Here is a 25,315-nt window from a genome sequence, read left to right as displayed (position 1 = left end):
ACGCATGAAACGATACATTCAGTTCTTCCTTATAGTTCTGGCTGCGGGAGCTATTTACCCAATGATTTATCTGAGAACCAATTATCAGGAAACAATTTTATCTGTTTTTAATATAGGTTTGGATGACCTAAATATTATTTACACCGTATTAGGATTTGTATACATTTTGGGGTATTTCCCAAGTGGAATATTAAGCGATAAATTTTCCGCTAAATATTTGCTTGTACTTTCCCTTCTGGGAACGTCGGCGGGTGGATTTTGGTTTGCACAGATCCCGAATTACGCGTCTGTTGTAACGATATTTTGTCTTTGGGGAATCTTTGCCGTTTTTACATTTTGGGGCGCTCACATGAAGATGGTAAAACTCCTCTCGACACCGGAAGAAGAAGGTCGTTTCTTTGGATTTTTGGATGGTGGACGTGGCGTAATGGAGGCTACTCTTGCCAGCATTGCTTTGGTAATTTTTTCTACAATTTTAGAAAAAGGTACATCTATTGAAGATAAAAAAGAAGCCATTCAATATGTAATTTACATGTATTCGGGGGTGCTTTTGGTTGTCGGAATTTTGATTGCTTTATTTGTTGAAAATGATTCGAAATCAAAGAAAACAGAACAAAAAATAATTAATCATAAACAAGAAAATAAAGAAAAAGGTTTCGATTTTAAAGATGTAGGTCTTGTTGTAAAAAACAAGTTTGTGTATCTTATGGGAGCGATTATCTTTTGCTCTTATGCCGTGACTTGGGTTGTTTATTATTTTGGTGGATTTATGGAAAAAAATCTTAAAATAAGTCCGGTTACAGTAAACAGCATTATGGTTGTGGTATTATGGATGCGACCTGTCGGCGGAATTTTAGGAGGTTTTTTGGCTGATAAACTCGGCAAAATTCAAACATTAATTGGAGCTTTGTGTGGTGCTGTTATTTGTTTGCTGGGAATTTCTTTCCTTCCCGGAAGTCAGGAAAATGATACATTATTTTATACCTTAATTATTGCTGGAGGAACATTCGTGTATGCCATCAGAGGAACGTACTGGTCATTGTTGGGAGACAGCAGGATCGATAACAAAATTATGGGAACAGCAGTTGGATTTATTTCGCTGTTGGGATATCTTCCGGATATTTTAATTCCTTATTTCAGTACGGAAATCTTTAAACAATCAGGTCCGGAACAAGGGTACAATTCTTATTTTATCATTACAGCAACATTGGGTGTTACCGCAATTATCCTTGTTGCGATATTTAAAAGACAGACTCAGAAAAATTAATTTAAAAAAACAAAAATACAATATGAATATTACAGATTTTAATATGGAATATTTTTCTCTAAAAGGGAAAAATGCAATTATAACAGGAGGAAATACAGGTTTAGGTCAGGCTTTTTCTTTAGCATTGGCAAAAGCTGGGGCAAATGTTTTCATGCCAAGCATTATGGCAGACGATGCAGAATTTAATGCATTGGTGGAAAAAGAAGGCGTAAAAGCTGTTTACATGGAAGCCGATATTACAAAAGATGGAATGCCCAAGAAAATTGTTGAAACATGTGTTGAGCAATTAGGCTCTGTTGATATTTTGGTAAACTGTGCAGGAATTTGTTTAATTGCGGATGTACTAAATTTTGGAAGAAAAGAGTGGGATCCGATGGTAAGCATCAATCTTACCGCTGCTTTTGAAATGACAGCCGAGGTAACTAAATTTATGATTCCTCAAAAAAGCGGGAAAATAATCAATATTTGTTCATTATTCTCATTCATGGGTGGACAATGGTCTCCTGCTTATGCCGCAACAAAGCACGGAATTGCAGGTTTAACGAAGGCTTATTGCGACGAATTAGCTCAATATAATATTCAGGTAAACGGAATTGCTCCGGGTTATTTTAAAACGAAAGTTGCTCAGGCTTCTATTGAAAATCCAGAAAGAAATAAATGGATTGTAGACCACACGCCGGAAGGACGTTGGGGAGATGTTCATGATTTGATGGGTTCAACAGTATTCTTAGCAAGTAATGCATCGCAGTTTGTGAATGGTCATATTCTGACAGTTGACGGAGGTTTCCTAACAAGATAATCGATGAGCATGAGCGAACAATATTTTATATCCATTGATAACGGCTCACAAAGCACAAAGGTATACATTATCAATCAGAAAGGGCAGATTATACATTCTGCTACAGAGACGTTACAGCCAATGATGTTCCGCCAGAAAGGATATGTGGAGCATCCTGATGACGATCTTTGGGAAAGTATTAAAATTGCTTTAAATCGTTTAATGCAGACTTTTAAAGGTGATTTAAATTTAATAAAAGGAATCGGACTTTGCACGATCCGTTGTTGCAGGGTTTTCATGAAAAAAGATGGAAATCTGGCTGCTCCGGTGATGAGTTGGATGGACGTAAGAGCCTATGAGCCTTTCGAAGACAATGAAGACATCGCGTATACTTGTCCTACAACAGGCTACATTACGCATCGTCTTACAGGTGAGTTGAAAGATACTGCTGCAAATGCTTTCCAATGGCAGTTTCCGGTAGATATGGATACATGGAACTGGTCTGAAAATAAAGAGCATTTTGATGGATTTAAAATTCCGAAAGAAAAACTTCTGGAATTACAAATGCCGGGAACCATTTTAGGAAAAGTAAGTAAAAAAGCTTCGGAAGAAACAGGTTTGCCAGAAGGACTTCCTGTTGTTGCGACTGCCAATGATAAGGCGGTTGAAGCTTTAGGAGCGGGGCTAATAGATTCTTCCAGAGGATTGTTTTCATTGGGAACGTACATCACTTCGATGGTTACAGGAAGCGAAAACAGACCTCCACATGATGATTATTTTACCAATTTATCATGCATCCCGAATCGTTATTTATTTGAAAGTGGCGGTGTAAGAAGAGGAATGTGGCTGATTTCTTGGTTCAGAGATCTTGTCGGAAATGAACTGAATGAAAAAGCCAAAGAAAAAGGCGTTTCCGCAGAGCAGATTTTAGAAGAAGAAGCTAGAAATGTTTCGGTCGGTTCGGATGGATTAATGATTATTCCGGATTGGTTGGCTCCGGCTTATCAGGCGTACAGAAAAGGCGTGATGATCGGTTTCGACGGTCGACAGGGAAGGGGGCATATTTATCGTGCAATCATGGAAGGTATTGCTCTTACGCTTAACAATCATTATCAGGCGATGATTAAAACTTTAGGAAATGCTCCTGAAAAGATCATCATTTCCGGAGGTGGTTCAAACAGCGATTTGTTTATGCAGATATTTGCAGACATTACCGGAACTACTGTTGTCCGTAACGAAATGAATGGTTCTGCAGCTCTCGGGGCAGCAATTTGTGCCGCAATTGCAACAGATTGTTATCCTGATTTTGAAACTGCCGTGAAGAATATGGTTACGGAAAAAGATGAATTTATACCTAATGCTGAAGCGCATGAAAAATATAAAAACATCAATAATAAAGTTTACCATAAGCTTCCTGAATTGTTGGAAGATACATTGAAGCAGATACACAGTCTGCAAGATTAATTTATTTTTTTTAAAAAAACACATTCAAATACATTTTACAGAATAGATAAGCGCCATTTCGGTTGCTTGTCTTCTGTAAGATGGATGGAAAAAAAACACGGTTTACTTTAGGCTTTACCTTCTTTACTGAATTCCACACACACTTTCGAATTTTCATTTTGTTGATCATTTTCTAGGTCAATACGGTTTATTTATAATTTTTACACATATGATATCTCGTTTAAACAAAACATTCTATTTACTATTTATTCCATTAAGTGGCTTTTTCTCTGCTCAAAATATTCCGTCGGATTCTGTAGTAGTTGAAGATACGGAAAAACCGAAAATAAGTTTTGGCGGAGCGCTCAGAATTCATTACAAAAATGAATTTTATAATGAAAAAAATAAAAGAGAGGGAGGTGAATTTGCATACGATCTTTTTGGAATCACAATGAATGGTTCTTACAAAAAATTCAAGATGTATGCGGATATGAGATTCATGGCGGCATCTTATGGCGGAGCAATGCTGAGAGAAGGTTGGGTAGGATATGATTTTGATAACGGCGACGATCTTCAGGTTGGTTTGGTGGAAGATCCTTTCGGAAATTTGCAGTATAATTCGTACAGCTGGTTTTTGGGAATCGGGTATGGCTTAGGATTCGAAGGAAAATATAGCTTAGGTGTAAAATACCACCACAAAGGTTCAAAATGGGATTGGCAGCTTGCTTTTATGAAAAACGCGATGGAAACATTTAGCAATGATCCCGACTTACGAGACAATCAATAGTCGGCGAGTGTTTTAGGAAATAATAAGGAAATCAATCAGTTATCGGGACAGATTTTATATAAAATTAAAACAGAATCTGCACAACACAAAATTGGAGCTTCTGCAAAAGTAGGGCAGCTATATAATTTTGCTGAAAATAGAATGGGTGACCGAAATGCATTTGCCATACATTATAATTTAGAATATAAAGGTTTCGGATTAAAGGCTGAAGCTTATAAATATCAGTTCAATTCCAAAACGGAAAATCCTGATTTTGTAGATGTTGGTGCTTTCAACTATACATATCAGGTTGCTTCTAAAGGTAAAGTGTTATCTGTTGCGGCGAAATACAGTATTCCTTTTAAACATAAAATTCTTAATGAAATCATGTTTTACAGCGAATATGGACATTTGCAAAAGAAAAACGATCTTAAACCTTCAAAAATGTTGACAAATGGCATTTTGTTCAGGTCTTTCAACAGTCTTTATATTTATATGGAGTATGTTGCGGGATACAATCATCCTTATTTGGGTGGTGCGCAAAACAGTTTATACAATACTTACGATGGGCAATGGCATGGGCGTTTACAATGTAACTTTGGATACTATTTTTAGTTTAAATGTATTGATCTGAAATTCAATCAAAAAACTCTCATTGGCAATTTTATATCGGGTTGAAATGGAATAATAACACCAGAATTTCTATTGATTTAAGATCAGCAAATTCCAAGGAGTGCCTTTACATTAAGAACAAAAAGGGCAAATCCGAAGATCTGCCCTTAATGATTAATATTAAATTGAGAAGGTTTTAATTGCCCGTTGTAGAGATGTGTAATGATTTTTGACTATTGTGTTCCACAATCTTTCCATCGGCAATTATTTCGCTGTAAATATTGATTTTGGGATCATCAAACTTGTATCCGTCAATAAAAACAATGGTATTTTTAGGCAACCCGTATTGTTCGTTCAGCATTTCAAGAGGCATCATATCGGGACTTGCTGCATTTTTCTTTAATTTGATTTCTGTTAAACCGTTATCTGCCAGAAAATCGAATTTCTTTAGATTGGAAGGTAAGTTTGATTTAGACTTGAAAATATTGGACTTTTCAATTTGATGTTGATCAAATATTCTCATCATTCCAACGGCATCATTGCAAATAATCAGTTTTGAATAAGCTGTTTGCGCAGATAACATTCCAGAAATAAAAATTAAAAATATATATAACGCTTTTTTCATAATAGATTTAAATATTTTATTGTTTTTGAATCTTAATTGAATTTTATTAATCTCTGTTTTTGACTAAGATCCAACCGGAATATTTTATCGGTGTTTTTTTGCTGTTGGGTTCATTCCAGCTGATGTCGAACCAATAGCTGCCCGTAGAAACTTTTTTGCCACCAATTGTTCCGTCCCATTTGTAACCGTTTATTTTGTTTCCTTCATGCATTTTCGTTCCGTATCTATCGTAAATGTTGAATACAAAATTCGGTTTATGAGCCAGTGCAGAATAATCGAGAATATCGTTCACTCCATCTTCATTTGGAGTAATAACATTAATTAAATTCGGAACGGTGATTTCAACATCATTTGGATTACAATCGTAAGAATCTTTCACATAAATGGTGCTGTTTCCTCTCGGAACATTTTCGAAAACATTCGAATCCTGCCAGTTAATATTATCGATTGAATATTGATAAGGCGATTTTCCGCCAACAACACTCACTGTTATTTTATTGTTTGAAATATCAATATTTGAAATGACTGGCTGCTCCGAAGCGTAAACTTTTACATTTTGTCTGGTAATACAGTCTCCTGTTTTTAAATCTACCCAATACGAACCCACCGAAACATTATTGATGGATTGAGTTGTTTCTCCGGTACTCCATTTGTAAGATGTAAAATCTGCACCTGCATCCAAAGTTGTTGTATCTTCCATACAAATAATTTTGTCTTCTAAAACATCGGAGTAAGTAGGAGGAAAAACCGTCAATGTAACTTCCGCAATTCTGTAACAACCATTTGCGTTGCTTACTTTGATATAAACAAATCCGTTGGGTGCAATATAATTTGAGAAGTTGGTAATTTCATTAGTTCCGTTTTCTGCATCGGTTGGTGACGGATAATATTGTTTGATAACTCCTCCTGTTCCTGTTACCGGAGCCAATGTTAAATCAAATAATCCTGTCGATGGGTTTGATGGAATGAAACATGTTCTTAATGATGCATTGGTTACCGTCGGACTTTCAGAAACGGTCAATGTTAGAGTTACCTCTTCACAATCGATAAATTCAGGATCATTTCCGCAAAATTTATAAACAATCGTGTCAGTTCCTGTAAATCCAAAGTTTGGAGTATATCCTATAACACCGTTGGGATCGATAATTACAGATCCATTTGCTGGAGGTGTAACAATGGTAACTGTACTTGGAACGTAAGTCTGACTAGAATTGGTAAATTCAGGAATAATAGCTTTGTAACCTTCGCAAACGGTAAGAGCCTTTGTAGATTTTTGAAGGCAGGTAAAAACTTTATAAATCGGAGTAACTGCCGGAACGCAAGATCCGACCGTAATTCTCACCGTATAATTTCCTGAAGCAATAGGGGTATAAGAATTTGCAGTAGCTCCTGCAATTGGATTTCCATTTAAATACCATTGATAGGTGTCGTAGCTATCATCAACTTCCAAGACAATTCCCGGAATACATTCTCCTGTTTGTTTGGCAATTAAAGGAATAGAAGAGAATCCAGCAAAATAACCTCCGTATCCTGACGTGCTGTAACCTCCGTTAATTCCTGCAGTTACCGCTTTATCAGAAACAATTGAAACATTTCCGGTGATGGAAGGGACGGAGTAGGTAACCCAATTGGTATTTCCCGTTAAAGGAAATGGACCCTGAGTGGCTGGTAATGGGGCACCATTAACCAGAACGTTGGCTCCGGCTTCTGTTAAAATATTTAATTTTACAATAGTGTTGGTCGGAACTACACTTGCTCCTCCTGTTCCTGTCGGCATTTCGTTGATTTTTCCGATTTCATTGATTTTTCTTGGTAAGAAACAGTTTAATGGAGGAATATAATTAAATCCACACGTAGCACTGCTGTCATTCACAGAAACCAATTGATACAGATAAACATTTTTTGAGGTTGAAATAAACATATTGTAATGCCCCGAAGTTCCCTGCTGAACGTAGTTACTTCCCATAATTCTGTAATATTCTCCTCTGTCAATTGTCGCAATTGGAGTTGTAGAACCGTTGATGAAGATTTGCGTATTATCCTCTGTGGCAACGACGATACCTCCTTCCAGATCGGTTGTTGTCGATCTGCTTCTCACCATGGCAAAGGTATTTCCGAGTCTTTCCGTCGGTACAGATTGATCCATAATCGCATCAGATCCGGCTGCGGTACTGGCTCCGAAATTCCCGTTTACATTTCCATTGGTTAAGGTAATCGGTTTATCAGAAACAATTTTAGCTCCGATAAAAGAAGAAAGATTCAGTCCTCCGGTTCCCGGAAGACCTGCAAAAATAAATGACTGTCCTTTATTTAAAGTAAATGTATGTGTATTAATTCCTGTCGGACCATTAATAAAAGTCACATTACCATTCCATGTTGCGGTAACGGTTGTGTTGTCTTCCGTTGCCAAAACTCCGGCGGTAAAATTATACCCTGAAAGTGTTGAAGTAGAAGGCGTTCCTGCAACATAAAATTCTTTACCAATTCCGGCTTTTCCTTTACTGGTAATAATTTCTGCGTGAGTGGTACTACTTACCATTCTCAAGCTGCAGTAAAAAGGTTTTTCTCCTTTAATGTATAATCCTTTATTGATAACATTAAAAGCATCCGCCGTTACATTTGCCGCAATATTATTAACCGGAATGGTGAAAATTTGGGGTGCACCATTACTGATCGTAACTGTACCAATAGCAACATTGTTGCTATTGATGGTCACGGTAAAAGGTGTTGTAGAATCTGTTGATAAATATAATGCTTGTGTATAAGCTGTGGATGCATAATACGGTGCAACCCAATGCTCTGTATCTCTTTGTGCAAAGAGAAAATTGATAGTAAGGCAAAATAATAAGATCCTGAATAATATTTTTTTCATGAATAATTAAATTAAAGTTAAATTCATACTGAATATCTTTATTCTTTGATGAATTTTTTTGTTACAGTTCCTTTTACATCCTCAATTTCAATCATATAAACTCCATTGATGAGGTTGCTTACGTTGATTGAATTATTAAGGATAATTCCTGATGTTACCAATCTTCCTTCTGCGCTGTAGATTTTGTAATTTCCTTTAGCACTGATGTTTTTTACAAACAAAGTTGTTTTTACAGGATTAGGATAAATCAAAATATCTGTTTGATTGATAGAGTTTGGAACTTTCTGTTTAGAAATTCTTACGGTATAATCTTCAACCTCGCCATCTGTGAAGTTGGTGCAATTTGTCGGAATTCCGTCTTTTTGCATTGCAACTCTCATCACGACATATTGGAAATCTGTTAAACTTACATACGCGCTCGCCGGAACACTAAATGTCGCATGGGCTTCTGTATTGGTGTTTGGCCCGTCTGCCAAAATTCTTTCATCTATATCAAACTCACCATTTCTATTGAAATCAATCCAGATGGCAACACCTGTTTTTGTAGATGAACCTGCTTTTTTCTCAATCGTAATCTGATTTCCTGTTGATCCTTGAATCAATTCAATAAATTTTGTTGAATCTCCTGTATAATCAGAATAATTTGTAGCTGGTGAAACATTAATCATTTCCGGCTTTTCAGTAGGTTTTGCATGAACTTTCGAAATAAATTCTGTCGCAGAATTAGCCGATGACATCTGACAATACACAATCGTAGGTGTCGTGAAATAATAAAGATTTGTAAAATTGCCCGGCGTTCCGTTACAAACATTCGCTACCTGCATTTCGTATTGATTTAATTCCAATAGACCTGTTATTGTATAAGTGTTTGTATTCACAGCAACCGTTGTCCAGCTCGGAATTCCCACTTTTCTGTATCTTAAAATATAAGTTGCACCCGCAAAAGCATCCCAGACAACTTCTGCCGTTGTCGGAGTTAAGTGGGTAATCGTTAATCCCGGAGGAGCAATTTCACACACCCGGATTGTAGTAAATACTTGTGGATTCGACCACGTATTCGGAGTTGTTTCTCCCACGCAAATATTTGCTACCTGAACTTCATATGTTTTAAATGAATCTAAATTCTGAATTGTATAAGAATTCGCCGGTGGTTGAGGAACAGTTGGCTGATTCCACGGAATTGTTCCCACTTCTCTCCATCTTAATACATAATTCGCACTAGGAACAATCGGGTTCCAAGTCACCAATGCCGAGTTTGAAGTAATATTACTGATCGTAACAGCCGGCGGAGTAGGATCGCATCTCGTTGTAAATGTTTGAATTGGCGTGAAAATACCGATTCCCGAACTTCCACAAACGGCTGCCACCCTTACTTCATAGGTTGTTGCAGGTGTTAAACCATTCAATACTACAGGCGGATTTCCTGCAATTGCTGAATAATTTAAAGAAACCCAAGCAGAAGCAGGAGTCGTTACAGGTCTGTATTCTAAAACAAATGCATTATTATTTGCCACAGTTGTCCAGTTTATTGAAACCGAATTATGTGTAATTAATGAAAACGTAGGATTTCCTGGTGTTGCATTATTACAAGGTCTTAATCTTACTGCATAATCTTCAACTTCTCCGTTTGCAGGATTTACGCACAATACAGGTGCACTTGTACGTTTCAAAACTACTCTCATGGTTGTCGTTAAATTACCTGTATAAATTCCTGTCGTTGGAACGTTAAAAGTAGCCGTAACAGGACTTGTTGTACTCGCTGCAGAAGTCATAATTCTTTCTGCATCTGAGAAAACACCGTCTCTGTTCCAGTCGATCCAGGCATAAACTGCTTCAGAATAAGTTGATCCAGCCCAACCTTTAGAAACAGACAATTGATTCCCTACTGATCCTATTTCTAAATTAATTAATGTTGCCGGTGTCGTATAATTGGTATAGTTATTCTGAACCGATGTATTATCCATCACAGGAAAATTTACTGGGGTAACTTTTACATTGGAAATATAATCATCTGTTCCTGTTCCGATCATTGTACAATACGTCAAAGGAGTTGTTGTAAAGTTTACATTTGCCGAAAATGCGCCCTGCGTTCCGCCACAAATTGTCGCTACCTGAACCTGATAAGCTGTTTGCTCAGTCAATCCGGTAATCGTATGATAACTTTGTCCGGCAGGAAGGGTAAGACCAGCCGCAGTTGGCAGCCAAGCTCCTGTTGTTCCCTGTCTCCATCTGATAACGTAGGTTGCACCTGAAGCAGGTAACCAAGAAACATAAGCCGAATTGTGATTGATGTTATTCACGGCAATTGGCGTTGGAGCAGCCGTAGTACAAGGTTGTAGATCAATAAATTTAATATAATAATCTTCAACTTCGCCATTTCCCGTTAATGCTGTACAAGCACTCGCGGGAGTTGTTGAAGAAACAATCACACGCATTTTAACCTTACTATTTCCAAGATATGCGTTGGCAGGAACATCAAAATTAGCCGTAACAGGAGTTGTGCTTGTAAAACCTAAATTCATGATTCTCTCTCCACCAGCTATTGTAGAAGGATTATTATCAAAAATTCCATCTCCGTTAAAATCAATCCAGGCGTTTGTTGTATACGTTCCTGTTGCGATAGATCTTCCTACAGATAGGGTATTATTCGTTGTATTTCTTAATAATGTAATCGTTTTTGTTGCATCTAAAGAATAATCTGTATACGTAGTCGGTCCGGAATCATTACTCGTTAAAGGTACATTCGTTCCAATCATCGTTACATTGCTGATGTAGCCATTTGTAACCGTAGGTGGAGCAACATTACAATACGTTAAAGCCGGAGTAGTAAAATTTAATGTACTTGAAAAAACTCCCTGCGTTCCGCAAATTGTAGCAACCTGAACCTCATATTGAGTGCTTTCCGTAAGTCCTGTTAAAGTTATATTATTTATTAAAGGTGTACTCGTTGTAACAGTCTGCCAAGTTCCACCGGGTAAAGATCTGTATCTGATGACATATGTTGCATTGGCTGTGGCTGTCCATGAAACATTGGCTGTTGTCGGAGTAATATTATTAACAACAATATTCGATGGTGGAACATTTGTACAAGCGACTAAAACCGTTCCTGTAAGCTGAATTCTCGGCAATACAGAATATCTGCTTATTCCGGTTGGCGGATTCGCAGGATCGGGATTGGTTGTTGTGTTGTAATACAGCATTCCTCGGTTGGTTCCCGCTGTATAACTTCCCCAGTTGGCTGTACATGATGTTCCTGTTGAATTTTCATCCACTCCAATCACAAGATTGCTCGTTCCATCCCATAAATAAGGTGTTGTTAAAGGAATTTCAACCCAAGTTCCGGCTGTCATTGCAGGCAATGTTCCCGAATAAACCTGCGTTAAAGATGTAGAAGGAACCCAGCTTGTTGTCGTCGCAAAATCAAGCTGAGACGTATTTCCCATGTACACAACCCATTGATTGTAATTGGCTTGTGTCGCAGTTGTTGTCGATACAAAGAATTTAAGAGAAGTAATTAAGTTATTATTTCCAACCGCTCCTGAAACTTCTGCTGCTGTATAAATTTGCTGAGAATAATTAAATCCTGAACAAGAATAAATCGGTAAAAATGCATGAGTTGCCGTTCCTCCACCGATTTGTCCCGGTGTAAAAGGCGCTCCCGCAACCCATAAAGATTTGTCACCTGCCGAACAGACCGATCTTACCCACCAATAATAGGTTGTTCCCGGAGCTAATGGGCTTAAATTGGCGGTCATACCTGGAATAATTGTTCCGTTTGTTGTTGCTACAGGCGGAATATTGGTGGTATTGTAATAATATTCGTAACCTCCTGCCGGAGCGGGTGCAGGAGCAAGTGGTGTTCCCCAGTTTATCGTCCCGGAATTTGGTAAAACATTGGTAACAGGTAAAGCAACAGGCTCAAAACAAGTGGGAGCTTCGATCACCTGAACTTCATCTAATAATACATCATCATAGAAATATCCATTCGATGCAACATCTTTGTCCACGGTGAATTTCAATTGAATTGTAGTTCCCACATAGCTTGCTGCCAAAGGAATGCCTACTGTTCTCCATTCCGGATCGTTGGTGTTGTTTGCCCAGATTTGAACCCAACCGCTTCCATTGTTGACTTCCAGTTTTAATTGGTTGTGTTCGTAAGGTGGAACCGTTCCGTTTAATGCAGTTAAATGATCTTTAAGCCATTCAAATTTCACATAAGGATGGGCTAATCCTGTTAAGTTAATTTGTGGACTGAGAAGTTCAACATTATGCTCTCCTGTGTAAGGCGAAGACGCATCTACCCAAGCAAAAGTTCCGGATGTTTTTCCTCCGTTTCCGGTTACTCCATATCCGGCTGCTCCGGTGAATTTCCACTTTACATTCGCGTTGGTTGAGGTTGTAGTGGGATTTTGACTTGTCCAGCAATTGGGCAAAACTCCCGTACTGAAGGATTGTAAAAAAGGTACAGGTACAGGTGTACAGGTCTGCCCGGAAACAGACGTGACAAATGTCCATAATAAAGTGATAATTAGTAGAAATTTTCTCATATATTATATATTTAGAAATAGATTTGAAAATATATAAGTATTTGTATATTAAATACTTATTAATATGCTTTAAAAAAATCATTTTTAAAGCTTTGATATTATATCTATAGTAAAATAAGCCAATTAGGAATCTAATAGCTGAGAGTAAAGTGGGGAAGTGGTGATTCAATTACAGGGACATAGGCATTTGTCCTGTAATTATAGATAATATATCAATAAAGTAGCAACAGGTGGTATAGTTAAAATACTATAATCTGATGTGGTGTATTGGTTTGTTTTGGAATTTTTTCATTTGGAATAGGATTTTTTAAATAATTAATATAAATTTTAATAGGTTCGTAAAAATAATTTAATACAATTTGGATATGACTATACTTTGGTATAGTTTTGTAGTTAATATATCTGTTGTGTAAAATAAATTCACTATAATTATCTTTTAATTTTAAATATAACAGTAAACATTTTTCACCGTCTTGTGTAATTTGTTAAAAATTCCTTTTTTAAAAGAATACTTTCACTTTTGTCTTGCAAATATTTCTGCCGGCATCGCGCAACGCAAACCGTAAAGTTTTAAAGGGAATAGAAGTGGTCATCTTTCTCAATTGAATGAAATCAATTTTAAGGATGAGGTTATGCTAAATATGTTTAAAAATCGTGTGGTATGTCGATTAATGATTAAACACAAGTATTAATATGAGTGTAAATATAATTTAATAATATTTTAATATTACTATACTTTTGTATAGTTTTGAAAGAATACAACTATCAAATCAAAAATATGAGTTATTTTTCAAATTCAATACGAAGCTCAGTCGAAGGGCGGCACGAAAAAAAATCAGATGAGAAATATTACAATGCGCTCAAAGCCTTAAGCAGAACAAGTTTCGGATGCATTTATATTTTGGATCTTAAAACCGAAAAGATGGAGTTTATTTCACAAAATCCATTTCTGTTTGCAGGGTTATCGTCCAAAGAGGTGGAGAAAATTGGGTATAAATTCTTCCGCAAATACGCAAAAGAAGAAGATATTAAAATTTTAAAAGAGGTAAATAGCGCAGGATTCAGGTTTTTTGAATGCCTTACTCACGAGGAGAAAAAATCCCATACGATCAGCTATGATTTTCACATTAAAAACGAAAATAATACGGATATTTTAATCAATCATAAAATTACACCAATCGAAATATGCGACGAAGGAAAAATCTCTAAAATTGTGTGCAAAGTTTCGTACTCACTTAATAAAACAGCAGGAAATATTTCTGTATCATCAACCAGTTCAGATATTTTTTGGAAATACAATTTGTCCACTGGCAAATGGTCTGAAGAATCCAAAATCACCTTAAAATCAAGGGAAGTCGAAATTATCAGGCTGTACCTTCAAGGATTAAAAATCGAAGAAATTGCCCAACATCTTTTCGTTTCACCTACCACCATAAAATTCCACAGAAGCAAACTTTTTGAAAAAATTGGCGTGAATAATATCACAGAAGCAATATCGTATGTGGTTTCAAATAATTTGATTTAAAATAAATATATCGAAGAAAATTTTATTCCCTTTTAATTTTTTTTGTCATTTTAAATACCATTCAACCAAGAATGTGAGAAAAATTTTGCCGGTAAATCAGAATTAAGGCAAACTGATCTTCTTTCCCTGCTCAGGAAAAATATAGTTAATTTTCAATGGATTATAACTTAATAATTCTTCTCTAATTATTTCAGGATTGTTACCCGTCGGTTTTCTGTGCGTAACAACAATATTTAATTTTTCAAGATTTTTCAGTCCTGTTTTTTCTTTTAATTTTTGCATTTCTTCAATCAATAAATTGGGTTTTAAGTGCCCAAATAATGACTTTTCCGGCTGACTGTTCGGGAAAGAAACTTCAATCATAATGGTATTCAATTGTCCTTTTTTAATCAATGGAGCAATGTCGTTCCAAATAGAATTCAGCTTATCCGATTTTTCAATTCTGTCCGCTCCTGTATCCCCGAAATAAAGCAAATAATGATTGTCTTTCCTCACCAGAACTGCACTGCTTTTATAAGGATTTACATGACTCAGCTCGAAAGGTTTCAAATAAAACTGTGTATTCTGTGCAGGTATTTCCACACCTTCTTTAAGTTCATTGTAATGGTACTTTCCCAAAGTCGGTTTTTGCCCCTGATCCGCAAAATTGATCCAAGTATCATTGATAAAATAATGGTTCTGCAAAATCTGAATCACCGGATTGATTGCATAAATATCCTTCTTAGCATCCGCCGGAGAATTGATAATCAACCCCGACAAATGATCCAAATGACCATGAGAAATAAAATATCCTTTAATCTGTTCTTTCAAAACCGTTTCTGAAGTTCCGTTAAGGCTTTTCAGTTCGATTGCCTTTCGGATTCCTGCGTTCACAGTTCCGGCATCAAGACAAAGAAAAGCTTTGTCATTGGGCGCTCTAACCAAGTAAGCAGATAAATTATCTTCCTCTTCACCACCATAAATTCCCAACGGAATTACATCAAAATTTTGCGCCTGAGAAGCAATCGACAACAAAATAGCAAATAGAGAAAATTTCATCTTTTTCATTATAATTAAAATTTAAAAACCGAATTTTCATGGTAATTCAGGACAAATTTACGGTATTTTTTTGTGGATACAGTCTACCGTCATTGCGAGAAGTGAAACGACGAAGCAATCTCAAAATATAGAATGACAAGGTTTATAAAGGCAATTCACAACAAAATTTTCTCACAGACAAAATCCTTGTGTCAAAAAAAAATAAAAAAACTTCGCGCCTTTGCGATCAGCCAGAAACCACAAACCAACAACAAAAAAACAATCAACCAGCAACCAAAAATTCCCACATGAAAGAACAGGATGCCATGAGAACCTAAAATGTATATTTTTATTTTTGTTAATTCGTTTAATTAAAATAAATTCAGCATTTACTGAAAAAGATTATGAAATTTCACAATATATCCAAGCTTTTCTTTACATCATGCATATTTTTTTTCTCTTCGGCGGAATTTAAAAGTCAGGATAAATTCCCGGACGGAACAGCGATTCCGAGATGGTTTAAAGAAAACAAACCTACGGATATCAATAAATTAGGGAAAAAATACATTCTTACAGAAAATGGATTAAAGAATGATAGCACGGTTCTTCAGACCAAACAAATTCAGGCAGTTATAGATAATGCTGCGAAAAATGGAGGTGGAGTAATTGTAGTACCAAAGGGAACATTTTTAATCAGTTCACTTTTCTTTAAACAGGGAACACATTTATATTTAGAAAACGGAGCAAAATTAAAAGGAAGCGATGACATCAATGATTTTCCGGTGGTTATAACACGAATGGAAGGTCAAACTGTGAAATATTTTCCGGCTTTAATTAATGCAGACGGATTGGATGGTTTCACCATTTCAGGAAAAGGAACGCTCGACGGAAACGGACTAAGATATTGGAAATCTTTCTGGAAAAGACGCGAATGGAATCCTAAATGCACCAATATGGATGAAATGCGACCTAGAATTATCTATGTTTCCAATTCAAAAAACATTCAGATTGAAGGAATTACCGTGAAAAATTCACCCTTCTGGAGCACACATTATTATAAAAGTGAATTCGTAAAATTATTAAACCTAACAATTTTAGCACCCAAAGAACCAGTAAAAGCGCCAAGCACAGACGCAATAGACATCGATGCCTGTTCAAATTTCTTGGTTAAAAATTGTTATTTGTCAGTAAACGATGATGCTATCGCTTTAAAAGGAGGAAAAGGTCCAAAAGCCGACAAAGCCACTGAAAATGGAGAAAACAGGAACATCATCATCGAAGACAACAATTTCGGATTTTGCCATTCTGCACTCACTTGCGGAAGTGAATCGATCCATAATTACAACATCATTTTCAGAAACTCAACAGTGAATGATGCTTCTAGATTATTGCACCTGAAAATGCGTCCCGACACGCCTCAACATTACGAATACATTACGCTCGACAACATCACAGGAAATGTAAAAACGTTTTTATATATAAAAGGCTGGAATCAGTTTTTTGATCTGAAAGGTGAAGAAAAACCTAAAACAAGATTAGCGAATAATATTATATTAAAAAATATCGACATCAGTTGTCAAACAGCTTTTGATATTGAGAAATCAGATTTATACGAGTTGAAGGATTTCACTTTTGAAAACTTAAAAATTAAAGCTGTAAAGCCTGAAGAACAGAATTTAAATGCTATTCAAAATTTAAAACAAACTAAAGTTGATGTTATAAAAGTAGCATCTCTAAGCCAGAATTACGATAAAAAAGACGATTCCGACATTGCTGCAAAATAATGAATTTTTCTTCTAAAATATTTGCTCTACTGTGTGTCTTCTCACAACTTTTATTTTCTCAGTCTAAAGAAATTCAATTCTTAACTGGGAAAGATTCCGAATACACCAAAGAATGGGATTTTTGGATAAACTCCGGTAGAAAATCAGGAAGCTGGAGCAAAATAAACGTGCCTTCTCATTGGGAACAACAAGGTTTTGGTTCTTACAACTACGGCCGGGATTATGTGACTTATGGTAAAAACTTCAAGTTTCACGACGAAACAGGTTTGTACAAACACAAATTCACCGTTCCCAATTCATGGAAAGGAAAAACCATCAACATAGTTTTTGAAGGTTCAATGACGGACACGGAAGTGAAAATCAACGGAAAATCAGCCGGAGTAATTCATCAGGGTGCTTTTTATGAATTTAAATATAATATTTCGGATAAAATTCAGTTCGGAAAAGAAAATATTTTAGAAGTAAAAGTTTCCAAAATGTCGGCTGATAAATCGGTCAATAACGCAGAACGTCTCGCAGATTATTGGATTTTGGGCGGAATTTTCCGACCAGTTTATTTGGAAGCCAATCCGAAAGAATATATTTCATCAACAGCCATTGAGGCTAAAGCAGATGGAACTTTTCGTTCGAATATTGAGTTAAATGAAATTAATTCTGCCAACAATATAAAAGTAGAGTTATTTGATGTTAAAAATAATTTGGTTGGCGAATCTCAGGTTCAAATTCAAAAAGGAGATACTTTAAAGCATATTCAATTTTCCATTAAAAACCCAAAACTTTGGACGGCAGAAACTCCGAATTTATACAAAGCAAAATTTACTTTAAATAAAAACAAAAAAACAATCAGTCAAACCGAAGAAAAATTCGGTTTTAGAACAATCGAAATCAGAAAAGGTGACGGAATTTTCATCAACGGAACAAAAGTGAAAATGAAAGGCATCAACCGTCACGTTTGGTGGCCGGAAACAGGAAGAGCGGTTACGGAAAACATAGATTTAATGGACGTTCAGCTCATCAAAGAAATGAATATGAATGCCGTTCGCTGTTCTCATTATCCACCAAACAAATCGTTTCTAAAAATTTGCGATTCGCTTGGTTTATACGTTTTGGATGAATTGGCGGGTTGGCAAAAAAAATACAGCACAGAAGTCGGGAAAAAGCTTGTGAAAGAAATGGTTATGAGAGATGCAAATCATCCATCGATTATTTTCTGGAGCAACGGAAATGAAGGCGGACATAATTTTGATTTGGACAATGAATTTGCAAAATATGACTTGTCAAACCGTCCCGTGATTCACGCCCATCACAAGCCAGGGAATGCCTTCAATGGCATCGACTGCAATCATTACGAAGATTATTACAGTACAAAAAACATTCTCGAAGGCGAAAATATTTATATGCCGACCGAGTTTTTACACGCACAAGATGACGGTGGTGGCGGAACTTCTCTAGCCGATTATTGGGAACTGCACTGGAATTCCAAAAAAGGAGCGGGCGGTTTTCTTTGGGCTTTTGTAGATGAAGGTTTGGCACGGACAGATTTCAACAATCAGATTGATGTGAATGCAATCAACGCTCCCGACGGAGTTTTAGGGCCACATCGAGAAAAGGAAGGGAGTTTTTATGCTATCCGTGAAATTTACAGCCCGGTAAAAATTGATTTGAAAACGCTTCCAAATGATTTTAACGGAAGGATTCCTGTGGAAAACCGCTATCATTTTACGAATTTAAAGGACTGTCAGTTTGAATGGAAATTAATTAAGTTTAAAACACCATTTTCTTCTGAATCTGGTTTTGATATTATTAAAACAGGAAAAGTAGAATCACCCAATATTCAACCTACCGAAAAAGGAAATATTAATTTAAATCTTCCTTCAAACTGGCAAGAAAATGAAGCTTTATTATTAACCGCAACCGATGCTTTTGGAAAAGAAATTTACACCTGGACTTGGAAAGTTAAGTCTAATAATGAGATTTCGAAGCAATTTTCTAAATCTTTAATTAAAGAATTTCCGGTTTCTGTGGCAGAAAATGATGCTGAATTTATTTTAAAATCAGACGAAAAAGAATTTATCATTGGGAAAAACGACGGTTTATTAAAATCAGTTATTGTCGATAAAAAAGGCAAAAAAATGACCTTCAAAAACGGCCCAGTTTTCGTTAACGGGACAATGGAATTATCATCCATAAGATCTTTTGCAGAAGGAAAAAATCAACTGATTGAAGTTAATTACAAAAACGGAAATAAAATCATCTGGAAACTGAATCCAAACGGAGTTTTAGAATTAAATTATGAATATTCTTTGTCGGGAGATTACCAGTTTTCAGGTGTAAGTTTCGACTATCCTGAAAATTACGTCATCAATGCAAAATGGCTCGGAAAAGGGCCTTATCACGTTTGGAAAAACCGTTTGCAGGGACAGACTTATAATGTTTGGCAGAATTTAAAAAATTCAACAAGAACCGGACAATCACCTTGGATTTACCCTGAATTTAAAGGCTATTTTGATGATGTTTCGTGGTTGCAATTGAATACTGCGGAAGGGAAAATAACGGTCGGAACCAAAGAAGAAAAAATGTTCGTCAGACTTTTCGATTTTTATGGAATTTATGGAGCGGAAGGATATCCAAAATTGCCAAGCGGAAATATTTCATTTTTAGATGCCATTCCACCTTTAGGAACTGTTTTGGCTTTTAACATTAACGATAAAACCGAATCTTTAGGACCGGAAAGCGAACCGAATCATCTGAACGGAATGTTTAAAAGAACCTTATATTTCTATTTCGGATTGCCGGATTTAGGTGATGAAAACAAACAGTTTACAATGCCGAAAGAAAATATTTTAACAGATTAATTATGAGTAAAATAGTTCCGTTTTTAGTGCTATGCATCTGTTCATTTTATTTTGGACAGCAAACCAGTTTCAAATTTGATTTTGGTGGAAATAGAGTGGAAAAGGGTTTTATTCCCATTACTTCGACTTCAAAATTTGATAGAAAGGTAGGTTACGGATTTATGGATGTTTCCGGCTTAAAATCTGTTGACAACGGCGGGAATGCTTTAACGGGAGATTTCATCACGAGCGACAAACCTTTCTATTTTTCGGTCACGATTCCTGAAGGAAATTATGATATTAAACTGAATTTAGGTGATACAAAAGGAAGTTCGGAAACAACAGTTCGTGTAGAAAACCGCCGATTGATGTTGAATGATATCAAAACAAAACAGGGCGAAATTGTTGAAAAACAAATTTCTGTTCACGTAAAAGACAGCATCATCCGAAATCAAAACGGCGAAAAAATCGGAATTGTAAAATTAAAACCAAGAGAAACAAAATATTTACATTGGGATAATTTGCTGACGATTGAATTCAATGATAAAACTCCGAAAGTAGGCTCAATAATTATTCAACCCAACACAACGGCGAAAACCATTTATTTAACAGGAGATTCAACGGTTGTTGATGCGCAATACGAGCCGTGGGCTTCTTGGGGACAGATGTTACCGTATTTTTTCGTTCCGAATGAAGTGGTGATTGCTAATTATGCCGAGAGCGGTGAAACCTTAAAAGCATTCGAAGACCGCCACCGAATCGATAAAATCTGGACTCAAATAAAACCTGGAGATTATTTATTCATCCAATTCGGTCACAACGACCAAAAATCAGGAAACAGTACAAAATCAGGTTATCGAAAAAGATTAAAAGAATGGATTCAAAAAGCAAAACAATTGGGCGCAATTCCTGTTTTGGTCACTTCTATGAATCGCAGAGTTTTTGACGAAAACAATAAAATTGTCAACACTTTAGACGATTTTCCTGATGCTATGCGGGAAACTGCAAAAGAAGAAAAAGTGGATTTGATTGATTTAAATGCATCAAGCAAAACATTGTTCGAAGCGATGGGACCGGAAGCGGCGAAGAAAGCATTTGTGTATTATCCCGCAAACGTTTATCCCAATCAACCGAATGCTTTGGCAGACGATACGCATTTCAATCCTTACGGAGCTTATGAATTGGCAAAATGTGTCGTAAAATCCATCGTTGACCAAAATTTACCGTTGAAGAAATACATTTCAAAGAATTATAGAAATTTTAACCCCAACAAACCCGATGATGTAGAAAAATTCCACTGGCCGGAATCTGTTTTTATGGAATCTTTAAAACCTGATGGAAATTAAATTGCTCTAAGTAATAATTTGTTGTTTGTCACTCTGAATGAAACGAAGTGAAATGAAGAATCTTGCAGTAGTAGATTTCTCATTCCTCGAAATGACAAAACTTAAAAAAATTAATAATGAATATTAGAAACATCATAAAACTAAGTGTCATCTGTTTTGCCTTCGGAAATCTTTCCGCACAGAATCCATGGTCAAAAGCGACCAATACCGCTCAACCTTGGACGCGTTGGTGGTGGATGGGAAATGCCGTTGACGAAAAAGGTTTAGACAAGCAATTGACAACCCTTTCCAAGGCAGGTTTCGGTGGAGTAGAAATTGTCCCGATTTACGGTGCAAAAGGGTTTGAGAATAAATACATCAATTATCTTTCTCCGGAATGGATGAAAATGCTTCAATTCACGACAGCTAAAGCCAAAAGTCTGAATATGGGCGTTGATATGGCAGTAGGAACAGGTTGGCCAATTGGCGGACCTCAAGTTGATGAACAGGATGCTGCGACAAAAATGATTGTTCAAACTTATGACATTCAACCCAATGAAAAATTCTCTGAAAAGATTGTTTTAAAAGACGAAAAGCAGAAGAATTTAAAAAACACAAAATTGGATATCGTTACCGCTTACAACGAGAAAAATGAAGCGGTTGTTTTAACAGATAAAGTGACTCAGGACGGAACTTTAAACTGGAAACCAACCTCTGGAAAATGGACAATCTACGCAGTTTTTGTTGGTAAAACTTTACAGAAAGTAAAACGTGCCGCTCCGGGTGGCGATGGCTATACGTTAGACCATTTTTCTCCCGATGCGACGAAAGATTATCTGGAAACTTTTGATAAAGCTTTTGGAAATTCAAACTATGGAATCCGTTCGTTTTTCAATGACAGTTATGAAGTTTACGGTGCAGATTGGACTGCCGATTTTAAAGAAGAATTTAAGAAAAGAAGAGGTTACGATTTAAGTCAGTATATCAAATATTTGGTGAGCGATGAGGAAAGCGAATTGGCAGGAAGAATAAAATCCGATTACCGTGAAACGATGAGCGAGTTGATTCTTCATAATTTCACAGAAAACTTTACGAATTGGGCACATTCAAAAAACTCAAAAAATACCAATCAGGCACACGGTTCTCCGGGAAATTTGCTCGATTTATACGCTGCAGTAGATATTCCCGAATCTGAAACTTTCGGAAGTACAAAATTTGATATTCAGGGTCTGAGAAGAAATCTGGAAGATATTAATACGAAGGAAGTTCCCGACATTAATATGTTGAAATTCGCTTCTTCGGCAGCAAATATTACCGGAAAACCTTTGATTTCAAACGAATCTTTCACTTGGTTGACGGAGCATTTCAAAACGTCTTGGTCACAGGTAAAACCTGAAGCAGAACAGATTTTTTTATCTGGAATCAACCATATTTTTTATCACGGAACAACTTACACGCCCGCTGATGTGCAGTTTCCAGGCTTGTTGTTTTATGCTTCGACGAATTTCGTTCCTGAAAATTCCTTATGGCCAAATATTAAAGGTTTAAATTCTTATATTGAAAGAACGCAATCTGTTTTACAAAGCGGAAAATCCGATAACGAAATCCTGATGTATTGGCCGGTTTATGACCAATGGGCAAATCCGAAAGGAAAGGATATGGCATTCAAAATTCATAATATTGAAAAGTGGCTGCATCCGACTGTCTTTTATGAAAATCTTGAGAAATTAGGAAAATCAGGCTATTCTCTGGATATGATTTCGGACAAAATGATTGGTGAGGCGAAGTCGGTAAATCAAAATATTCAGGTTTCGGAGAACGGAGGTTCTTATAAAGTTTTAATTATTCCTCAACTGAATTATTTCTCAGAATCAACCTTGAAAAATATTTTAAATCTGGCTCAAAACGGAACTTCTGTAATTTTTCAAAGCGAGCCAAAAGACGTTCCGGGATTTTTTGAATTTGAAAAAAGAAGAAACGAATTACAATCTTTATGGGCTAAAATTTCTTTTCAGCAAGATGGAAATGTAAAATCAGCAACATTCGGAAAAGGAAAAATTGTGTTGAGTTCTGATGTTGAAAAAGGGTTGGAATATTTAAAAATCGAAAGAGAAAAATTGACGGATACAGGATTGAAATTCGTCAGAAGAAAATTCGACGGTGGAAAATATTATTACATAGTCAATCACACGTCAAAAGAAATCAATCAAAATATTCCATTGAATTTTATTGGAAAACAGGTTACTCTGATGAATCCTGAAAACGGAGAATTCGGAATTGCTGAAACGAAGAATAATTCGGTAAAAGTTCAATTAAAATCAGGAGAATCATTAATAATAAAAACTTCTGAAAATATTGATTCATCAATTTCAAAATGGAAATATATTGAAAAAACAGAAGCTCCAATTGTTTTAAATCAACCTTGGCAGCTTACTTTCAAAGAAGGCGGTCCCGAACTTCCGAAATCCAAAACTTTAGATAAACTTCGACCTTGGACGAATTTTACAGAAGACACTTCGACACAGAGTTTTTCAGGAACCGGAGTTTACACCACTTCATTTAAATTAAATAAAAAAGCCGACGATTTTGTACTGAAATTCGATAAATTATATGAAAGTGCAAAAGTAATTGTCAACGGTCAGAATGCAGGAATTGTCTGGAGCATTCCGTTTGAAATCAACATCGGAAAATATCTTAAAAGAGGAAAAAATACCATTCAGATTGAGGTTTGTAATTTGATGGCGAACAGAATTCGATATATGGATCAAAATAAAATTCAGTGGCGAAATTATCATGAAATCAATTTTGTAAACATCGATTATAAACCATTCGACGCTTCAAATTGGAAAGTTCAACCTTCAGGTTTAGATGGCGAAATTCAATTAATTCCAATTCATTATTCAAAATAAAATTATTTAAAAAGAAAAATAGTTTAAAATTATACAAGTTTAAAAACTCTGCGATCTTAGTTAAGTGAAACGCCTTTGCGAACTTAAAAACGAATAGTAGTAAAAGAAAATCTTTGCGTACTTTGCGTTAAATAAAATATTCAAGAAATGAAACAAAACATATTAAAAATTTTCACATTAGGAAGTCTAATAACATTTGGACTTTCCAATGCCCAAAACAAGCCAAAAGTAGTTTTAGACAACTTTTTCAATAACGAAAAAAAGGAAAATAAAGAAACTAAAGTCTTGGAATCTTGGCACTACACATGGAACGATACAACCAACGGCGGTTTTTCTTTATTGGGCGAAATTTTTAAAAAGCAAGGCGCAGAAATCGCTACACTTACGACTGCTCCAACTAAAAGTGATTTAAAAAAAGCCAATATCTACATCATTGTGGACGCGGATATCGATAAAGAAGCTTACGGTGGAAAAGCTAATTTAATAGATCCAACAACCATTAAAAACTTGGAAGAATGGGTGAAAAAGGGCGGAGTTCTGGTCTTGATGAGCAACGACAACGGAAATTCAGAATTTGTACATTTCAACCAATTGGCAGAAAAATTCGGAATTCATTTCAATGATGACAGTATCAATCGAGTGAAAGGAAGGGAATTCGAACAGGGAAAAGTGATTGTGGAGGAAGGAAATCCAGTGTTTTCTGCTCAAAAATTATACATGAAAGAAGTGAGCACGATAGAAGTAAAAGTACCTGCGAAAGCCTTTCTATCGGCAGAAGGTAAGAATATTGCAGCGATTGCAAAAGTTGGAAAAGGAACTGTTTTCGCATTGGGCGACCCGTGGTGCTACAACGAATATATAGACGGAAAAAAGTTACCTGCCGATTTTACCAACTATCAAGGAACTGAAGAATGGGTAAAATGGTTATTGAAACAAGTTAAATAGATTTAGTTTGCGCAATCGATTGAATATTAATTTTGGGGCAGCTTAATCCGCCTTCCGCTCCCAATC

15 protein-coding genes are annotated in these 25,315 nt (G+C 36.1%); 11 read left to right on the top strand and 4 right to left on the bottom strand.

The genetic code is table 11. The annotated features are described in order from the left end of the window. The first annotated feature begins 4 nt into the window (after positions 1 to 4). The 5 genes from ACKX2A_RS03440 (at position 5) to ACKX2A_RS03420 (ending at position 4,869) form a co-directional block, all read left to right on the top strand. Positions 5 to 1,267, top strand: coding sequence for an MFS transporter (locus tag ACKX2A_RS03440; protein ID WP_415327638.1), 1,263 nt, complete (start codon positions 5 to 7; stop codon positions 1,265 to 1,267). A 22-nt stretch (positions 1,268 to 1,289) separates the two neighbouring features. After that, on the top strand, positions 1,290 to 2,066 hold the full coding sequence (locus ACKX2A_RS03435) for an SDR family oxidoreductase (RefSeq protein ID WP_415327637.1): 777 nt from the start codon (positions 1,290 to 1,292) through the stop codon (positions 2,064 to 2,066). 9 nt (positions 2,067 to 2,075) lie between these two features. Beyond that, a complete protein-coding gene (locus ACKX2A_RS03430) occupies positions 2,076 to 3,509 on the top strand; it encodes an FGGY-family carbohydrate kinase (RefSeq protein WP_415327636.1) in 1,434 nt (477 codons plus the stop codon). A gap of 208 nt (positions 3,510 to 3,717) precedes the next feature. Beyond that, positions 3,718 to 4,275, top strand: a complete 558-nt coding sequence (locus ACKX2A_RS03425; RefSeq protein WP_415327635.1) for a hypothetical protein — start codon at positions 3,718 to 3,720, stop codon at positions 4,273 to 4,275. A gap of 141 nt (positions 4,276 to 4,416) precedes the next feature. Continuing rightward, the gene (locus ACKX2A_RS03420; RefSeq protein WP_415327634.1) at positions 4,417 to 4,869 is read left to right on the top strand and encodes a hypothetical protein; all 453 of its coding nucleotides are present in this window, start codon (positions 4,417 to 4,419) and stop codon (positions 4,867 to 4,869) included. A gap of 193 nt (positions 4,870 to 5,062) precedes the next feature. On the opposite strand, the gene ACKX2A_RS03415 is transcribed toward ACKX2A_RS03420, so the two are convergent. The 3 genes from ACKX2A_RS03415 to ACKX2A_RS03405 are packed head-to-tail and all read right to left on the bottom strand — an operon-like array spanning position 5,063 to position 12,910. Beyond that, positions 5,063 to 5,491: a hypothetical protein gene (locus ACKX2A_RS03415; protein WP_415327633.1), complete on the bottom strand. Its 429-nt coding sequence runs from the start codon at positions 5,489 to 5,491 to the stop codon at positions 5,063 to 5,065. A gap of 46 nt (positions 5,492 to 5,537) precedes the next feature. Further along, positions 5,538 to 8,363, bottom strand: coding sequence for a T9SS type B sorting domain-containing protein (locus tag ACKX2A_RS03410; protein WP_415327632.1), 2,826 nt, complete (start codon positions 8,361 to 8,363; stop codon positions 5,538 to 5,540). 38 nt (positions 8,364 to 8,401) lie between these two features. Further along, positions 8,402 to 12,910 (bottom strand): GEVED domain-containing protein, encoded by a 4,509-nt coding sequence (locus ACKX2A_RS03405; protein ID WP_415327631.1) that lies wholly within the window; start codon positions 12,908 to 12,910, stop codon positions 8,402 to 8,404. Between the two features lie 778 nt (positions 12,911 to 13,688). Between ACKX2A_RS03405 and ACKX2A_RS03400 the strand changes: the two genes are divergently transcribed. Further along, complete coding sequence (locus tag ACKX2A_RS03400; protein ID WP_415327630.1) at positions 13,689 to 14,435, top strand: response regulator transcription factor; 747 nt, start codon at positions 13,689 to 13,691, stop codon at positions 14,433 to 14,435. Between the two features lie 102 nt (positions 14,436 to 14,537). On the opposite strand, the gene ACKX2A_RS03395 is transcribed toward ACKX2A_RS03400, so the two are convergent. Continuing rightward, positions 14,538 to 15,473 (bottom strand): MBL fold metallo-hydrolase, encoded by a 936-nt coding sequence (locus ACKX2A_RS03395; protein WP_415327629.1) that lies wholly within the window; start codon positions 15,471 to 15,473, stop codon positions 14,538 to 14,540. A 383-nt stretch (positions 15,474 to 15,856) separates the two neighbouring features. On the opposite strand from ACKX2A_RS03395, the gene ACKX2A_RS03390 reads away from it, so the two are divergent. The 5 genes from ACKX2A_RS03390 to ACKX2A_RS03370 all read left to right on the top strand — a co-directional run bounded on the left by ACKX2A_RS03390 (position 15,857) and on the right by ACKX2A_RS03370 (position 25,249). Further along, positions 15,857 to 17,236, top strand: a complete 1,380-nt coding sequence (locus tag ACKX2A_RS03390; RefSeq protein WP_415327628.1) for a glycoside hydrolase family 28 protein — start codon at positions 15,857 to 15,859, stop codon at positions 17,234 to 17,236. Continuing rightward, complete coding sequence (locus tag ACKX2A_RS03385; protein ID WP_415327627.1) at positions 17,236 to 20,091, top strand: glycoside hydrolase family 2 TIM barrel-domain containing protein; 2,856 nt, start codon at positions 17,236 to 17,238, stop codon at positions 20,089 to 20,091. Before ACKX2A_RS03390 ends, ACKX2A_RS03385 begins: the two co-directional genes overlap by 1 nt. A gap of 2 nt (positions 20,092 to 20,093) precedes the next feature. Beyond that, positions 20,094 to 21,416, top strand: a complete 1,323-nt coding sequence (locus tag ACKX2A_RS03380) for a rhamnogalacturonan acetylesterase (RefSeq protein WP_415327626.1) — start codon at positions 20,094 to 20,096, stop codon at positions 21,414 to 21,416. Positions 21,417 to 21,532: 116 nt separating this feature from the next. Further along, positions 21,533 to 24,304, top strand: a complete 2,772-nt coding sequence (locus tag ACKX2A_RS03375) for a glycosyl hydrolase (protein ID WP_415327625.1) — start codon at positions 21,533 to 21,535, stop codon at positions 24,302 to 24,304. A 147-nt stretch (positions 24,305 to 24,451) separates the two neighbouring features. Continuing rightward, positions 24,452 to 25,249, top strand: a complete 798-nt coding sequence (locus ACKX2A_RS03370; RefSeq protein ID WP_415327624.1) for a hypothetical protein — start codon at positions 24,452 to 24,454, stop codon at positions 25,247 to 25,249. Positions 25,250 to 25,315 lie beyond the last annotated feature (66 nt).

The sequence above is a fragment of the Chryseobacterium sp. MMS23-Vi53 genome, assembly GCF_047651245.1.
In the GTDB taxonomy this organism is placed as follows: Bacteria; Bacteroidota; Bacteroidia; order Flavobacteriales; family Weeksellaceae; genus Chryseobacterium.
Note: the sequence above shows the minus strand (reverse complement) of the source record. Positions and strands in the feature narration are given on the sequence as shown.

Coding starts and splice junctions, on each gene's coding strand:
- ACKX2A_RS03440 (WP_415327638.1), top strand. CDS start 5: ATGAAACGATACATTCAGTTCTTCCTTATAGTTCTGGCTGCGGGAGCT.
- ACKX2A_RS03435 (WP_415327637.1), top strand. CDS start 1,290: ATGAATATTACAGATTTTAATATGGAATATTTTTCTCTAAAAGGGAAA.
- ACKX2A_RS03430 (WP_415327636.1), top strand. CDS start 2,076: ATGAGCGAACAATATTTTATATCCATTGATAACGGCTCACAAAGCACA.
- ACKX2A_RS03425 (WP_415327635.1), top strand. CDS start 3,718: ATGATATCTCGTTTAAACAAAACATTCTATTTACTATTTATTCCATTA.
- ACKX2A_RS03420 (WP_415327634.1), top strand. CDS start 4,417: ATGGGTGACCGAAATGCATTTGCCATACATTATAATTTAGAATATAAA.
- ACKX2A_RS03415 (WP_415327633.1), bottom strand. CDS start 5,491: ATGAAAAAAGCGTTATATATATTTTTAATTTTTATTTCTGGAATGTTA.
- ACKX2A_RS03410 (WP_415327632.1), bottom strand. CDS start 8,363: ATGAAAAAAATATTATTCAGGATCTTATTATTTTGCCTTACTATCAAT.
- ACKX2A_RS03405 (WP_415327631.1), bottom strand. CDS start 12,910: ATGAGAAAATTTCTACTAATTATCACTTTATTATGGACATTTGTCACG.
- ACKX2A_RS03400 (WP_415327630.1), top strand. CDS start 13,689: ATGAGTTATTTTTCAAATTCAATACGAAGCTCAGTCGAAGGGCGGCAC.
- ACKX2A_RS03395 (WP_415327629.1), bottom strand. CDS start 15,473: ATGAAATTTTCTCTATTTGCTATTTTGTTGTCGATTGCTTCTCAGGCG.
- ACKX2A_RS03390 (WP_415327628.1), top strand. CDS start 15,857: ATGAAATTTCACAATATATCCAAGCTTTTCTTTACATCATGCATATTT.
- ACKX2A_RS03385 (WP_415327627.1), top strand. CDS start 17,236: ATGAATTTTTCTTCTAAAATATTTGCTCTACTGTGTGTCTTCTCACAA.
- ACKX2A_RS03380 (WP_415327626.1), top strand. CDS start 20,094: ATGAGTAAAATAGTTCCGTTTTTAGTGCTATGCATCTGTTCATTTTAT.
- ACKX2A_RS03375 (WP_415327625.1), top strand. CDS start 21,533: ATGAATATTAGAAACATCATAAAACTAAGTGTCATCTGTTTTGCCTTC.
- ACKX2A_RS03370 (WP_415327624.1), top strand. CDS start 24,452: ATGAAACAAAACATATTAAAAATTTTCACATTAGGAAGTCTAATAACA.